The organism is Curtobacterium ammoniigenes NBRC 101786 (assembly GCF_001571045.1).
Taxonomy (GTDB): domain Bacteria; phylum Actinomycetota; class Actinomycetes; order Actinomycetales; family Microbacteriaceae; genus Curtobacterium; species Curtobacterium ammoniigenes.
The window spans coordinates 330,396-343,437 of the sequence record NZ_BCSV01000001.1; the positions used below are offsets into that span (position 1 = coordinate 330,396).

Annotated in this window: 16 protein-coding genes; 5 read left to right on the forward strand and 11 right to left on the reverse strand. The window is 69.0% G+C overall.

Annotated elements, in window-relative coordinates; all coding sequences use genetic code 11:
• Window positions 1–55: 55 nt before the first annotated feature.
• Window positions 56–226: a DUF3117 domain-containing protein gene (locus CAM01S_RS14230; protein WP_017887054.1), complete on the forward strand. Its 171-nt coding sequence runs from the start codon at window positions 56–58 to the stop codon at window positions 224–226.
• A 58-nt stretch (window positions 227–284) separates the two neighbouring features.
• Here the strand turns inward: CAM01S_RS14230 and CAM01S_RS01470 are convergent, their stop codons facing one another.
• Window positions 285–1,256, reverse strand: a complete 972-nt coding sequence (locus CAM01S_RS01470; RefSeq protein WP_066515172.1) for an NAD-dependent epimerase/dehydratase family protein — start codon at window positions 1,254–1,256, stop codon at window positions 285–287.
• A 79-nt stretch (window positions 1,257–1,335) separates the two neighbouring features.
• Window positions 1,336–1,968: an O-methyltransferase gene (locus CAM01S_RS01475; protein WP_066516669.1), complete on the reverse strand. Its 633-nt coding sequence runs from the start codon at window positions 1,966–1,968 to the stop codon at window positions 1,336–1,338.
• 63 nt (window positions 1,969–2,031) lie between these two features.
• Between CAM01S_RS01475 and CAM01S_RS01480 the strand changes: the two genes are divergently transcribed.
• Window positions 2,032–2,403 (forward strand): twin-arginine translocase TatA/TatE family subunit, encoded by a 372-nt coding sequence (locus CAM01S_RS01480; protein ID WP_066515175.1) that lies wholly within the window; start codon window positions 2,032–2,034, stop codon window positions 2,401–2,403.
• A gap of 89 nt (window positions 2,404–2,492) precedes the next feature.
• Here CAM01S_RS01480 and CAM01S_RS01485 read toward each other — a convergent pair whose 3' ends face one another.
• From CAM01S_RS01485 to CAM01S_RS01495, 3 genes are read right to left on the reverse strand one after another with little or no spacing between them, the layout of a single operon-like run.
• A complete protein-coding gene (locus tag CAM01S_RS01485; RefSeq protein ID WP_066515177.1) occupies window positions 2,493–3,647 on the reverse strand; it encodes a P-loop NTPase in 1,155 nt (384 codons plus the stop codon).
• Entirely contained in the window at window positions 3,640–4,200 is a 561-nt protein-coding gene (locus CAM01S_RS01490) for a DUF1003 domain-containing protein (RefSeq protein WP_245631497.1), read from the reverse strand. Before CAM01S_RS01490 ends, CAM01S_RS01485 begins: the two co-directional genes overlap by 8 nt.
• Window positions 4,184–5,509, reverse strand: a complete 1,326-nt coding sequence (locus tag CAM01S_RS01495; RefSeq protein ID WP_066516670.1) for a magnesium transporter MgtE N-terminal domain-containing protein — start codon at window positions 5,507–5,509, stop codon at window positions 4,184–4,186. The genes CAM01S_RS01490 and CAM01S_RS01495 overlap by 17 nt, the downstream gene beginning before the upstream one ends.
• 68 nt (window positions 5,510–5,577) lie before the next feature.
• On the opposite strand from CAM01S_RS01495, the gene CAM01S_RS01500 reads away from it, so the two are divergent.
• Complete coding sequence (locus tag CAM01S_RS01500) at window positions 5,578–6,537, forward strand: YflT domain-containing protein (protein ID WP_157071338.1); 960 nt, start codon at window positions 5,578–5,580, stop codon at window positions 6,535–6,537.
• An 88-nt stretch (window positions 6,538–6,625) separates the two neighbouring features.
• On the opposite strand, the gene CAM01S_RS01505 is transcribed toward CAM01S_RS01500, so the two are convergent.
• The 3 genes from CAM01S_RS01505 to CAM01S_RS01515 all read right to left on the reverse strand — a co-directional run bounded on the left by CAM01S_RS01505 (window position 6,626) and on the right by CAM01S_RS01515 (window position 9,158).
• A complete protein-coding gene (locus CAM01S_RS01505) occupies window positions 6,626–7,114 on the reverse strand; it encodes a GNAT family N-acetyltransferase (protein ID WP_066515183.1) in 489 nt (162 codons plus the stop codon).
• Window positions 7,111–7,593 carry a GNAT family N-acetyltransferase gene (locus CAM01S_RS01510; RefSeq protein ID WP_066515184.1) on the reverse strand — a complete coding sequence of 161 codons (483 nt, stop codon included), beginning with the start codon at window positions 7,591–7,593 and terminating at the stop codon, window positions 7,111–7,113. The genes CAM01S_RS01505 and CAM01S_RS01510 overlap by 4 nt, the downstream gene beginning before the upstream one ends.
• 83 nt (window positions 7,594–7,676) lie before the next feature.
• Window positions 7,677–9,158, reverse strand: coding sequence for an aminopeptidase P family protein (locus CAM01S_RS01515; protein WP_066516674.1), 1,482 nt, complete (start codon window positions 9,156–9,158; stop codon window positions 7,677–7,679).
• 35 nt (window positions 9,159–9,193) lie between these two features.
• Here CAM01S_RS01515 and CAM01S_RS01520 point away from each other — a divergent pair, with 35 nt between their 5' ends.
• Window positions 9,194–10,069 carry a PHP domain-containing protein gene (locus CAM01S_RS01520; RefSeq protein WP_174520399.1) on the forward strand — a complete coding sequence of 292 codons (876 nt, stop codon included), beginning with the start codon at window positions 9,194–9,196 and terminating at the stop codon, window positions 10,067–10,069.
• Window positions 10,070–10,175: 106 nt separating this feature from the next.
• Here the strand turns inward: CAM01S_RS01520 and CAM01S_RS01525 are convergent, their stop codons facing one another.
• Window positions 10,176–11,669 (reverse strand): DEAD/DEAH box helicase, encoded by a 1,494-nt coding sequence (locus tag CAM01S_RS01525; protein ID WP_066515189.1) that lies wholly within the window; start codon window positions 11,667–11,669, stop codon window positions 10,176–10,178.
• A 92-nt stretch (window positions 11,670–11,761) separates the two neighbouring features.
• Here CAM01S_RS01525 and CAM01S_RS01530 point away from each other — a divergent pair, with 92 nt between their 5' ends.
• Window positions 11,762–12,478, forward strand: coding sequence for a ferritin-like fold-containing protein (locus tag CAM01S_RS01530; protein ID WP_066515190.1), 717 nt, complete (start codon window positions 11,762–11,764; stop codon window positions 12,476–12,478).
• A 15-nt stretch (window positions 12,479–12,493) separates the two neighbouring features.
• Here CAM01S_RS01530 and CAM01S_RS01535 read toward each other — a convergent pair whose 3' ends face one another.
• Window positions 12,494–12,790, reverse strand: a complete 297-nt coding sequence (locus CAM01S_RS01535) for a hypothetical protein (protein ID WP_066515192.1) — start codon at window positions 12,788–12,790, stop codon at window positions 12,494–12,496.
• Between the two features lie 7 nt (window positions 12,791–12,797).
• A complete protein-coding gene (locus tag CAM01S_RS01540) occupies window positions 12,798–13,022 on the reverse strand; it encodes a DUF3107 domain-containing protein (RefSeq protein ID WP_066516682.1) in 225 nt (74 codons plus the stop codon).
• Window positions 13,023–13,042: the final 20 nt, after the last annotated feature.

Genomic DNA, 13,042 nt, shown 5'->3' on the forward strand with positions numbered 1-13,042 from the left:
CGCACTGCGAGGCCCGATAATAGAAAGGTCCGTACTGCACGAAAGGGGACATCTGATGGCAGCCATGAAGCCGAGGACCGGTGACGGGCCGATGGAGGCTGTTAAGGAGGGTCGACTCATCATCGTGCGTGTTCCGCTCGAGGGTGGAGGCCGCCTGGTCGTCTCGGTCAACGATGCCGAGGCCAAGGAACTCCACGATGCGCTCGCCGAGGTCGTCTCGGCCTAGCGCGTCGAAGCAAGCGGCACGGCCCGGCACCGACCTCGGTGCCGGGCCGTTTCGTCGCTCAGACGACGAGCGGACGCTCCACCACGAGTTCGCCCCGCTCGATGAGTGAACGAACCGCCTCCAGCGCGGTGTCCGCAACGGAGTGCGCCGGTGCATATCCGATGAGCGCAGTGGCTTTCGCCATGCTGAAGAACTGGCTCCGGACCAGGTGCGCCCAGCTGGTCTCCGCATGCTCCGGATCCAGCCCACTGCGGAACGTATCCCAGGAGACGTGCTCGAGGCGCGCCTCCTGACCGAACCATGCTGCTGCGGTCTCCGCGTAGCCACGGACGGTGAACGCGTCTGCCGCGGTGATGAAGAAGTCCTGCCCCGCGGCGGCGTCCCGATGCTCGATCGCCCGCTCGAACGACTGCGCGACATCGTCGGCGTGCACGTGGTGCATCGTCTCGGTGCCGAGACCGGGTACGGCGAGCGGCGCACCGGCGGCGAGCGTCTGCCACACGGCGGGATCGAGGTTGCCTGTCGGTCCGATGGGTGCCCACCCGGGCCCGCTGATGTGTCCGGGGTGCAGGGATGTCGTGACGAGGCCGCCGTGCGCGGTCTCTTCGGCGAGCATCCGCGCGATCCGGTCTTTCTGCACGCCGTACTCGCCGAACGGCGGCGTCGCGTTCGACTCGGTCATCGGCAGGATCCGGCTCTCGCCCGCCCGCCAGATCGAGCCGCAGAACACGAGGTGGCCGACCGTCCCCCGAAGGCGCTCGACGAGCGCGGTCGACGATTCGAGCGTGAACGAGATCAGATCCACGACGACGTCGGGGCGCAGCGCGGCCACACGGTCGGGGAACGTGCCGTCGCGATCCTCCGCCTCGCGGTCCGCGGTGATCTGCTCGACCGACTGCCACTCGGGCGCGTCGACGTAGGCGCTGCGCGTGCCCCGGCTGATGGTGACGACTTCGTGCCCGGCCCGGACCAGGCGAGGGATGAGGAACGTGCCGATATGTCCGGTCGCGCCGATCACGACGATGCGCATGGGGGATCCTCCTTCAGAGCGTGGGGTCGCGGATCCGGTCGGGAGGCGCAGCACGGCCACCCGACTCCTGTCCGGTCTATCAGGCGGTCGCCTTGGTCATCTGCAGCAAGCCGTCGCCCGCCGGGGACAGCGCACTCCGGACTGCACCCGACGTCGACACCTCGGTGAGCAGGGTGCGGAAATCGGTGGTCGATCGGTCGCGTTTCGCGGGATCGGCGACGCGGTCGCGCCAGAGGGCGTGCGGCACCAGGACGGTGCCACCGGTACGGGCAAGCCGCAGGCCGTGTTCGACGTATTCGATGACGTTCTCGGGGTCCGCGTCGATGAGGACGAGATCGTAGGACGCCTCGTTCATCCGGGGAAGCACCTGGCTTGCTCGGCCGGGGATGAGCCGTACGCGACTGGCCGGCGTTCCCGCGGCGATGAAGGCGTCGCGCGCGTACTGCTGATGATCGACGTCCACGTCGATCGTGGTGAGGGTCGCGTTCGGCGCACCGTGCAGGAGGTACAGCCCGGACACGCCGAGACCCGTTCCGATCTCGATGATGCTGGCCGCGCGGCTCGCCGCCGCGATCACGGCGATCTGCGCGCCGATGGCGGGAGAGATCGGTTCGACACCGAGTTCCAACGAGTGCTCGCGAGCGGCGACGACGACCTCCGGTTCGGCGACGACGTCTTCCGCGAACTTCCAGTTCGACGCTTTCTCTGACACCCACACTCCTTGTTCGGTCAACTCTACGGGTGACCTCAGCCGGAAACGCGTTACCCTCGTTCCGTGTTGGACATCGACAAGATCCTCGTCATCGGGGTGATTGCCGTTCTGCTGCTCGGCCCGACGCGGCTCCCGCAGTACGCCGCCCGGCTCGCGCAGTTCGTCAAGACGCTGCGCTCGTTCGCCGACAACGCGAAGGAGCGGATGCGCGAGGAGATGGGCCCCGAGTTCGACGACATCGAATGGCAGAAACTCGACCCGCGGCAGTACGACCCGCGTCGCATCATCCGCGACGCCCTCCTCGACAGCACGATCGGGGCCGGAACCGCCTCGGCGGCACAGGCAACAGTGACGGCGCCCTCGGTGTCCGCCCGACCGGCGGTCGTGCCGCTCGAGAACGGCGAGGCGGCACCATTTGACCTCGAAGCGACCTGATCCTCGTCGGTCCCGTCACGTGCTGATTCGCGTCAGCCTCACGGCGACCTGATCCTCGTCGGCCCGGTTGCGCCGCGATCGGACCGCGGTCAGTGCACCGTCAGGCCGAGCTTGCGCCCGGACAGGCCCCGCCCCATCCCGCGCACCCGATCGGCGATGGCCCGGAGCGCTGCAGCCGCCGCATCGTCGGGGTGCGTCGCAACCACTGGGGCACCCGCGTCGGCATCGGCGCGAAGGGCAACGGACAACGGCACGGAACCGAGCAGCGCGACCGGCGGCACGTCGCCAACGGACAGGCGACGTGCAGTCTCGGCCCCGCCTCCAGACCCGAACACATCGAGGATGGAGCCGTCGGGGAGCGGCAGACCCGCCATGTTCTCGACCACACCGATCACGCGCTGACCGGTCTGCCGAGCGAGCACGCCGCTCCGCTCGGCGATATCGGCCGCCGCGGCCTGGGGGGTCGTGACGACGATCACCTCGGCATGGGGGAGCAACTGCCCGACGCTGATCGCGACGTCGCCGGTCCCGGGCGGCAGATCGAGCAGCAGTACGTCGAGGTCGCCGAACGAGACATCGCTGAGGAACTGACTGACGGTTCGATGCAGCATCGGTCCACGCCACGACACGGCCGTCGATGTGTCCTCGACGAACATCCCGATCGAGACCACCTTCACCTCGAACGCGACGGGCGGCAGGATCAGGCTGTCGACGCGGGTCGGACGCACCGCATGGCCGGCGGCATCGACGAGCCCCATCAGACCGGGCACGCTGAACCCGTGAACGTCCGCGTCGACGATGCCGACGCGGAGCCCGGACTGCGCGAGCGCGACCGCGAGATTCACCGTGACCGTCGATTTGCCCACGCCCCCCTTACCGCTCGTCACGGCGATGACGCGCGTCAACGATTCCGGGGTGAACTGCACGCCCTGCGGGCGCCCGGCCCGGAGGCGCGACACAAGCGCCTGCCGCACGGCCGGATCCATGACGGACACGTCGACGTCGACCGCGGTCACGCCGGGGACGGCCGCCGCGGCGGCGCGAACATCGCGTTCGATCCTGTCGGCGGCGGGGCAGCCGACGATGGTGAGCTGCAGGTCGACGCGCACCGCGCCTCCCGGCTGAACGTCGACGCCGCGGATCATGTCCAGCTCGGTGACCGGCTGTCGGATCTCCGGGTCGAGAACGCGCGACAACGCGGACAGAACCGCCGTGCCGAGCTCGCGCTGTCGCGCGTCAGCCACGGGCGCCGGCGGGTTCGGGCTGGCCGTCGGTGTCCGACGCGGCGTCGGCGTCGCGTCGGTCGAGCTCCTCGAGGAGCGCGCGAAGCTCGGCGCGGATGAAGTCCTTCGACGCCATGTCGCGCACGGCGATCCGGAGCGCCACCACCTCGCGCGCGAGGTACTCCGTGTCGGCCAGGTTGCGCTCCGCGCGCTGACGGTCCTGCTCGAATTGGACGCGATCGCGGTCATCCTGGCGGTTCTGCGCCAACAGGATCAGCGGCGCCGCGTACGAGGCCTGCAGCGAGAGGATGAGCGTCAACGCGGTGAACCCGAGACTCGCCTGATCGAAGCGCCACGCCGGCGGCACCGTCGAGTTGTAGATCATCCACACGGCGCAGAACAGGGTGAGCCCGACGAGGAACCACGGCGTGCCCATCGCACGAGCGATCCCCTCCGTCGCGCGCCCGAACGTATCGCGCCGTGGACCGTACCGCCGAGAGGGCAGGACGCCGGAGCGCATGCCCTTCGGTGCGTCGAGTCGTGCGTCGGCCCGGTCGTTATCCTGTCGTGCCACCTGTGGTCCTCCTTCCCGGTGCTACCGGTGTCCTGCGTGCGCGCTGGCGCGGTCTCGGGGCCGGGCCGCGATCCGGCCCGTCCTGACTTCGCCAGTCGTCGGGCAGGACATGGTCGAGGACGTCGTCGATTGTCACCACCCCGACGAGACGGTGCGCATCGTCGACGACGGGCACGGACACCAGGTTGTAGGTCGCCATGACGCGGCTCACCTCGGACGCACTCGATGCCACATTCACGGGTTCGAGCGTCGCATCGATCAACGTGCCCAGCCGTTCGTTCGGCGGATAGCGGAGCATGCGTTGAAAGTGCACGATCCCGAGGAACCGACCCGTCGGCGGCTCGTACGGCGGCAGGGTGACGCACACGGCCGCGCCGAGGGCCGGGGCGAGCTCATGCCGACGGATGAGCGCGAGCCCTTCCGCGACGGTCGCGTCGGCGGAGACGATCACCGGCTCCGTGGTCATGAGCCCACCGGCAGTGTCCGGCTCGTACTCCAGGAGCATCCGCACGTCGGAGGCCTCCTCGGGTTCCATCAGCTCAAGGAGCGCCTCGCTCCGATCGCTCGGCAGTTGCGCCAGGACGTCAGCGGCATCGTCCGGCTGCATCTGATCGAGGACGTCCGCGGCCCGCGAGTCGTCGAGCCCCTCGAGAATGGCGACCTGCTCCCGGTCCGGCATCTCCTCGAGTACGTCGGCGAGTCGGTCGTCCGGAAGCTCGCCGGCGACTTCGAGCCGACGCTCGGCCGGCAGGTCGAGGAGCGTGGAGGCGAGATCCGCGGGCAGGAGGTCCGAGTACGCGGCGATCACGCGCTCCGCCGACTGCGCCTCACCCGGGAGCTCGTCCTCGGTGACCTCGTTCCACGTCGCGAAGGTCGTCGGGCCCTTCCCGAACGGCGACGGTGTCGTCTTCGGCTTGCGGAGGAACAGCTGCGCGACCTCCCATTCGCCGGGTCCGCGCTCCTCGATCGCGACGTCCTCGATCGACGCGCGAATCCGGTCCTTCTTGATGAGCACCTTGCGTCCGAGCATCTCCGCGATCACGCGAACCTCGCCGCCGCGCTGCACGAAACGGCGCATGTTGACCACACCCGTTGTGATCACCTGCCCGGCACCGATCGACGTGACGCGACCGATCGACACGAAGATCCGACGCTTGCCGGGCACCTCGACAATCAGGCCGACGACGCGCGGTGCGTCCACCCGGCGATAGACCACCAGAACATCGCGGACTTTGCCCACGCGGTCGCCCGCGGGGTCGAAGACGGAGCACCCGGCAAGGCGGGCGACGAAAACCTTCGCGGCGCTCACCACCTCAGCGTAGCCGTTCTCGGCGCGTTCACGCCTGATCGCAAGGCCCGGGGAGAACAATGCCGCATGTGAGTACCCAGAGTCCGTTCGGACGCGTTGCCCAGGCCTTCCCGACCTTGCCGAAGGGGGACATTCTCGGCACTTTCGAGAGCTACCCCGAGGCGCAGCGCGTCGTCGCGCAGCTCGCCGCCGCCGATTTCCCGGTTGGGAGGCTCTCCATCGTCGGCAACGACCTCAAGACTGTCGAGCGGGTCACCGGCAAGCTCACCTACGGACGCGCGGCGCTCGCCGGAGCCGTTTCCGGGCTCTGGCTCGGCATCTTCTTCGGCATCGTGCTCGAGCTGTTCTCGGCGAACGCCCCGGTCGGCATGATCGGGGCCGCAGCGATCATCGGCGCGGCATTCGGCGTGCTCTACGGCGTTGTGAGTTTCTCGATCACGAAGCGGCAGCGTGATTTCACGAGCGTCCACCAGGTGCTCGCGTCGAACTACCAGATCGTGGTCGACCCGCAACTCATCGGGCGAGCGCGACAGATCCTCGGCGGGAACCTCGGAGGCACCGGGGCTCCGGCCCACTTCCCGCAGCAGGGCCAGTACCCGCCGCAGGGTGGCCAGTACCCGCAGCAGGGTGGCCAGTACCCGCAGCAGGGCCAGTATCCGCAGCAGGGCCAGTACCCGCAGCCGGGCCAGTACCCGCAGCCGGGGCAGTATCCGCAGCCGGGGCAGTATCCGCAGGGTGGCCAGTATCCGCGGCAGGGCCAGTATCCCCAGGGAGGCCAGCCCGTCTCTGGTGCACCCGCCGGCCAGCCGTCGCCCTACGGATCGGCATGGAGCGGAGTCGCAGGCGCGCCCGGGCCGGGCACGAACGGCGAACGTCCGAAGCCGAGGTACGGCGAACTCGCACCCGACCCGACGCAGTCGCCCGTCCACCAGCCGACGCCCCACGAGTCGAACGCATCCGCGCCACACGCCGACGCCGGGGACGACGCAGCACTGGGGGCGGACCAGCGTCGCGACGACGAGTCCTGACCGATCGCGCGAACGGGTCGCCGTCCTCGACCCAGCGGCGCTCGCACGACCCGGCGGCGCCCGCACGACGCAGCGGCGCCCGCAGTGCTCAGAGCAGCGTCTTCGCGAAGCACACGGATTCGGCGTTCGCGGCGTAGGGCCCGAACGACGCAATCCGGCTGAATCCCTCCCGCTCGAAGAAGCGGATGGCGGCAGCCTGGCGGTCGGCGACCTCGCAGACCATGGCGGGCGCGCCTCCTGCCCGGGCCGCCGACTCGAGTTCTGCGAGCAGCGCGGCTGCCACGCCGGTGCCCCGCGCGTCGGAGCGAACGAAGAAGCGACGGAGCTCCAGGACCCCGTCGTCGACCGCGGTGAGGCTGCCGCATCCGAGCGGCGCGCCCGCCGAGTCACGAGCGACGACCGTCACGATCACCGCGGACGAATCAAGCGGAGCTCCACGATCGGGATAGCCGCCGTAGAGCCGATCGACCTCCATCCGGGCGACGGCACGGAGTCGCTGCGCATCGGGGGCGTCGAACGGCTCGACCGTCAGAACGAACGACCGGCCCGGGTCCTGCACCGCGCCGTCCGCGCTCATGGCTGAAGCACCTTTGCGTAGCACACGGACAACGGGGCCTCAGCGTAGGGCCCGAAGTTGGCGATGCGTCGATACCCTTCGCGCTCGTAGAAGCGAATCGCCGCGTGCTGCTCGGTGCCCGTCTCGAGAACGATCGCAGGGGCCTCCATCGCGTCCGCCGCTTCCTCCAGTCGCCGAAGCAACTGAACGGCGACACCGGTCCCACGGTGTTCGGAGCGCACGTACATCCGCTTCACCTCGGGAACGCCATCTGCCACCATGCGAAGACCGCCGCAGCCGACCGGGCTGCCCGCGCTGTCCCGGGCCACGAAGAACACGACCATGTCATCCGCTGTCGGCTTCTCGCCCGGTTCCGTGTCGTACCCGTATGCCGCGTCGATCTCGATCCGCTGCGCGGCACGAAGGCGTTGCGCGTCGGCGGAGTCGAACGATTCAATCGCGATCGTGACGACCGACGGAACGGGCGCAGGCGTGCTCATTGCGTCAGCGTATCCGCGCTGCCGCCCCGGTGCCGCGAGCGCCGCACTGGCGGTTCAGGGACCGGATATCGGCACAGTCCCGGTCAGCGACGAGCGATCCACGCCTCGACGTCTGACGCGGTGCGGGGGATGCCGATCGACAGGTTCTCCGCGCCGTCCTCGGTCACCAGGATGTCGTCCTCGATGCGAACCCCGATGCCCCGGAACTCCTCTGGGACGGTGAGGTCGTTGGCCTGGAAGTACAGCCCGGGCTCGATCGTGAACACCATTCCTGCCTGCACCGTGCCGTCGAGATACATCTCGCGCCGAGCTTTCGCGCAGTCGTGCACGTCGAGTCCGAGATGATGGCTCGTGCCGTGCACCATGTACCGGCGGTGGTACTGCTTGTCCGGCTCGAGCGACGCGGCCGCGTCCTCGGGAAGGAAGCCCCATTCGGCGGTCCGCTCGGCGATCACCCGCATCGCGGTCGCGTGAACGTCGCGGAAGGTGATGCCGGGACGCACGATCGCGAATGCAGCATCCGCAGCCTCCAGAACGGCGTCATAGACCAGACGCTGAATCTCAGAGAAGCGCCCGCTGACGGGGAGCGTCCGGGTGATATCGGCGGTGTACAGAGAGTCGACCTCGACCCCCGCGTCGATCAGGATGAGGTCGCCCGGCCGTACGCGCCCATCGTTGCGGGTCCAGTGCAGGACGCACGCGTGGTCCCCTGCAGCCGCGATCGTGTCGTACCCCACGGTGTTGCCGTCCGCACGTGCTCGACGGTTGAACGTGCCCTCGACGATTCGCTCACCACGGGGGTGATCGAGGACCGCCTGGAAATCGGCGATCACATCGTCGAACCCGGCGCGGGTCGCAGCAACCGCCTTGCGGAGTTCGTTGATCTCCCACGGGTCCTTCACGAGCCGCAGCTCCGACAGGTCGCGTGAAAGCACATCGTCGACGCTTCCGCTGGACGCGTCGGCCTCACCGCTCCCGATGGGTGCTCCGACGTGCGCATCGAGCGCAGCTGTCCGTGCCGGGTCGGCATCGCGCACGATGAGCGTGGTGCCATCGGCGTCCGCGAGCGCCGCGTCGAGGTCGGACAGATCCGCGGTGGCGAGTCCGAGCTCACCCGCGACATCGGACAGGGAGGGGCGCGGCCCGACCCAGAACTCGCCGATCTCCGGATTCGCGTAGAACTCCTCGGAATCGCGACCGGCCGGCGATCGGAAATACAGCGTCGCATCGTGGCCGGAGCCGTTCGGCGTCATCACGAGAACGGAACCGACAACGGCGTCCGAGCCCCAGCCGGTCAGGTGCGCAAACGCGGAGTGCGCGCGGAACGGGTAGTCGCAGTCGTTCGATCGAACCTTCGCCTGCCCAGCGGGGACGACGATCGTGCGGCCCGGATGGAGTGCGGAGAGGCGCGCGCGCCGCTCCGCGGTGAACGCGGCCACCTCACGCCGGTCGGAGGCGGCTGGCCGCGCATCGCCCCACTGCGACCCGATGTATTCCTTGAACGTGTCCGAACCAGGGGTCGTCGATCGGTTGCTCGTGGCTCGCGGGGCTGCTTGCTCGGTCATGATCCCCATCTTCCCACCGCCGGTACCATGAGCCGGTGCGCGACCTGTTCATCGACCTGCATACGCACTCAAGCGTCTCGGATGGCACTGAGCCCCCCGCGGCCCTCATCCGTGCCGCGGTGGGGGCTGGGCTCGACGTAGTCGCCCTCACGGACCACGACACCACGGCGGGGTGGGCAGAAGCCACGGCGGCCGCCAGCGAAGCGCCGATCACGCTGATTCCGGGACTCGAGTTGAGTACGCGGATCGGGTATCGCAGCGTGCACGTGCTCGGCTACCTCGTCGACCCGACCGACGCCGCACTCGTCGCCGAGACAGCGCGGATCCGCGAACGCAGGATGAGCCGCGCGCGGCGGATGGTCGATCGGATCGGCGCGGACCATCCGCTCACGTGGGAAGACGTGCTGGATCAGGCGCGTCCCGGAGCGACGATCGGTCGGCCGCACATCGCCGACGCGCTTGTGCAGCGCGGGCTCGCCACCGATCGCAGCGCGGCGTTCCGCGGGATCCTGCATCCCTCATCGGGCTACTACGAGCCGCACGACGCTCCCGACCCAGTCGCCGGCGTCGCCCTCATCAAGCAGGCGGGCGGCGTGCCGGTGATCGCGCACCCGGCGGCGTCGACTCGTGGCATCGCGATCGATGAGGAGCGGTTGCGCGATCTCGTCGACGCGGGGCTCGGCGGTCTCGAGGTCGACCATCGCGAGAACCAGTCTGCGGGCAAACGCACCCTCATGGAGTGGGCGGATCGGTACGGGCTGTTCATCACAGGATCGAGCGACTACCACGGCACCGGGAAACCGAATCGCCTCGGCGAGCACCGGACCGGGCCGCGCGTATTCGAACGGATCGTTGCGGAGGCGCGGGGAGCCTCCGTCGTCGTCGGTCCAGGAGCCAGAACCACAGGCTGAGCGGCGCTCGGCGCTCGGCGCTCGGCGTTCGCCTGAGCCGCCACCGCACGCCGTCCGCTCACCTCCAGCGGCGCTTCACGTGCTGCTGGCGCAATCTGGGCTCGGATCAGGCCTCTGCCGTCGGCGACTCCGTGCTCGTGGCGGGCGCTGAGCCAGCGGAGGAGTTCGAACCCGATCCGCGGCGTCGGCGGCGACGGCGACGCGCGGGGGCGGCTCCGCCGGTCGATTCCGCTGAACCGCCCTCGGCGTCTTCGGCCGGTGTCGGAGCGCGTCCGGTGGCGTCGGCGGGAGCGCCGGAGGACCCGGACGCGCGGGTACGACGACGCCCGCGCGGCCGTGGGGAGCGTTCGCCGCCATCGGCGGAAGGGGCAGCGTCTGCCGCTGAAGCGTGCGTGGCGCCACCGGCGTGGACAGAGGTCCGGGGGAGCCGTCCTTTGGTCCCGGCCGGAATGTCGAGGTCGGCGTACAGGTGTGGCGAGGACGAGTAGGTCTCGGTCGGCTCTGGAATTCCGAAGTCGAGCGCCTTGTTGATCAGCGACCACTTGTGCAGGTCGTCCCAGTCGACGAAGGTCACCGCGATGCCCGTCTTGCCCGCGCGACCGGTTCGCCCAACCCGGTGCAGGTATGTGTCCGGGTCGTCCGGGATGGTGTGGTTCACGACGTGCGTGACGTCGTCCACGTCGATGCCACGAGCTGCGACGTCCGTTGCGATGAGGACGTCCTTCTTGCCGGCCTTGAACGCCGCCATCGCGCGCTCACGCTGCTCCTGGTTGAGGTCGCCATGGACGGCAGCTGCGTTGAAGCCGCGGTCGTTGAGCTCCTCGACGAGCTTGGCGGCGGCACGTTTGGTCCGCGTGAAGATGACGGTCTTTCCGCGGCCTTCTGCCTGGAGAATTCGCGCGATGACCTCGTCTTTGTCCAGTGCGTGCGCGCGGTAGATGACGTGCTTGATGTTCGCCTGCGTCAGCCCCTCGTCCGGATCGGACGCGCGAATGTGCACCGGTCGGGTCATGAAGCGACGGGCGAGCGCCACGATCGGTGCCGGCATGGTCGCCGAGAACAGCATGGTGTGGCGAACAGCCGGGACCGTTTGGAAGATCCGCTCGATGTCGGCGAGGAACCCGAGGTCGAGCATGCGGTCTGCCTCGTCGAGGACGACCTCTTGCACATGGGAGAGGTCGAGAAGACGCTGCCGCTGGAGGTCGATGAGGCGACCAGGCGTGCCGACGACGATCTGCGCGCCGGCCTTCAGCTGCTCGATCTGGCCTTCGTACGCCTTCCCGCCGTAGATCGACACGACGCTCGTCGATCGATTCGATGCCGCGACCTCGAGGTCTTCGGTCACCTGGACCGCGAGCTCACGAGTCGGAACGACGATGAGGGCGCGGACGCCTGGGCCCGGATCCGCACCGAGGCGCTGAATCAACGGGAGGCCGAAGCCGAACGTCTTCCCGGTTCCGGTCTTCGCCTGGCCGATGATGTCCTGTCCGGTCAGGGCGAGCGGGATCGTCTGCTGCTGAATCGGGAAGGGCTCGATGATGCCCTTCGCCGCGAGCGCGTCGACGATGTCCTGCTCGATCTGGAGGTCTGCAAATGTCAAAAGAAAGGGGCCCTGTCTATTCGGGGAGTGATGTCAGTGTATCGAGGGGCGTGCGGGCCGACGGGGATCGACGCCGCCCGTATGCTTGTGCGGTGGTCTCGTGGTGGAACCGGAAGCGCGCGGGGCAGCTCGCTGCCGCGTGGCTCGCGTCGCGCAATCCGCGCGCCACGTCGCCGGTGGAGCGGCTGAAGCTCGACGATGTCGTACCGGAGCCGGCGGTCTTTCTGGGTCAGGCCGCGTATCTGCAACTGTCGCTGTACGAAACCATGGGTCAGGCCGGAGCGGCTGCCCCGACCATGGCTGGTCGGCTCGTCACCGGGGTGCTCGCGACGACCGCACTCGATCGGCATCGCGCGTTCGTCTCCGAGATGGAGCGCGTCGGTCTCGACCCCGCCGAACTCATGGAGCCCCACCGGCACGCCATCGACGAATTCCTCGAGCGTATCAGTGGCGCCGACTGGTACGAGTCGATGCTCACCGGCTATGTGACCGGTGGGATCCTCAACGATCTGTTTGCGAGCCTCCTGCGATCGCTGCCCGGCGACGTGCGCTCCGGACTCGACGATGTGTTCGATCGGCGCGAGGAACCCGCGGTCGTCGCGGAGCTCTCGCGGCAGCTGGCAGCGGAGCCACTTGTCGCCGCTCGGCTCGCCATGTGGGGTCGTCGGCTCGTGGGCGACACACTGCTCGTCGCGCGGTCGGCTCTGGCCTCCCACGCGCGAGAGGACGGAGCCCGGTTGGAACCGGTGTTCACCGAGCTCATCGCCGCGCATACCCGGCGCATGGACGCACTCGGCCTCACGGCATAGATGCCGATCGCGGGCTCAGACGTTCCCGGAGCGAACCTCGTCGAAGAACTGCTCGTCACGGCGTTGCCGTGCGGGGCCGAGTGCCCACACCACGATCATCGGCACCACGCCGGAGGCGACGAGCGCCGCGACCCAGATCCATCCGCCGTCGTACTTCCACCCGGCCCATGTGAGCGACTCCCAGACGATCGCGGCGACGATCCCCCCGAGCGAGGGCGCCAGGATCACGCCGCGCAGTGACCGCCATGGAACGACGACGTGCGCGATCGCTCCGCAGATGATGCCGCCGAGGACGACGAAGAGCAGCTCCATCGACGAGTCAGGCGACGAAGCCCACGCGGCGGGCCGCCTCGGCACCCACCTCGACGTAGGCGATCGACGCCACCGGGATGATGAACCGGCGGCCCTTCTCGTCGGTGAGCGCGACGTGCGTCGCCTTGTCGCCGATAGCGGCAGCGACCGCCTGCTCGATCTCGTCGGCGCTCTGCTTGCTCTCGAAGGAGATCTCGCGCGGGCTGTTCGTGATGCCGATCTTGATGTCCACGGACACACCCTAGCCGAGGG

What these genes read in the sequence shown, in the direction of transcription:
- CAM01S_RS14230 (WP_017887054.1), top strand. Translation starts at nt 56, where the DNA reads ATGGCAGCCATGAAGCCGAGGACCGGTGACGGGCCGATGGAGGCTGTT.
- CAM01S_RS01535 (WP_066515192.1), bottom strand. Translation starts at nt 12,790, where the DNA reads ATGGAGCTGCTCTTCGTCGTCCTCGGCGGCATCATCTGCGGAGCGATC.
- CAM01S_RS01470 (WP_066515172.1), bottom strand. Translation starts at nt 1,256, where the DNA reads ATGCGCATCGTCGTGATCGGCGCGACCGGACATATCGGCACGTTCCTC.
- CAM01S_RS01510 (WP_066515184.1), bottom strand. Translation starts at nt 7,593, where the DNA reads ATGAGCACGCCTGCGCCCGTTCCGTCGGTCGTCACGATCGCGATTGAA.
- CAM01S_RS01505 (WP_066515183.1), bottom strand. Translation starts at nt 7,114, where the DNA reads ATGAGCGCGGACGGCGCGGTGCAGGACCCGGGCCGGTCGTTCGTTCTG.
- CAM01S_RS01515 (WP_066516674.1), bottom strand. Translation starts at nt 9,158, where the DNA reads ATGACCGAGCAAGCAGCCCCGCGAGCCACGAGCAACCGATCGACGACC.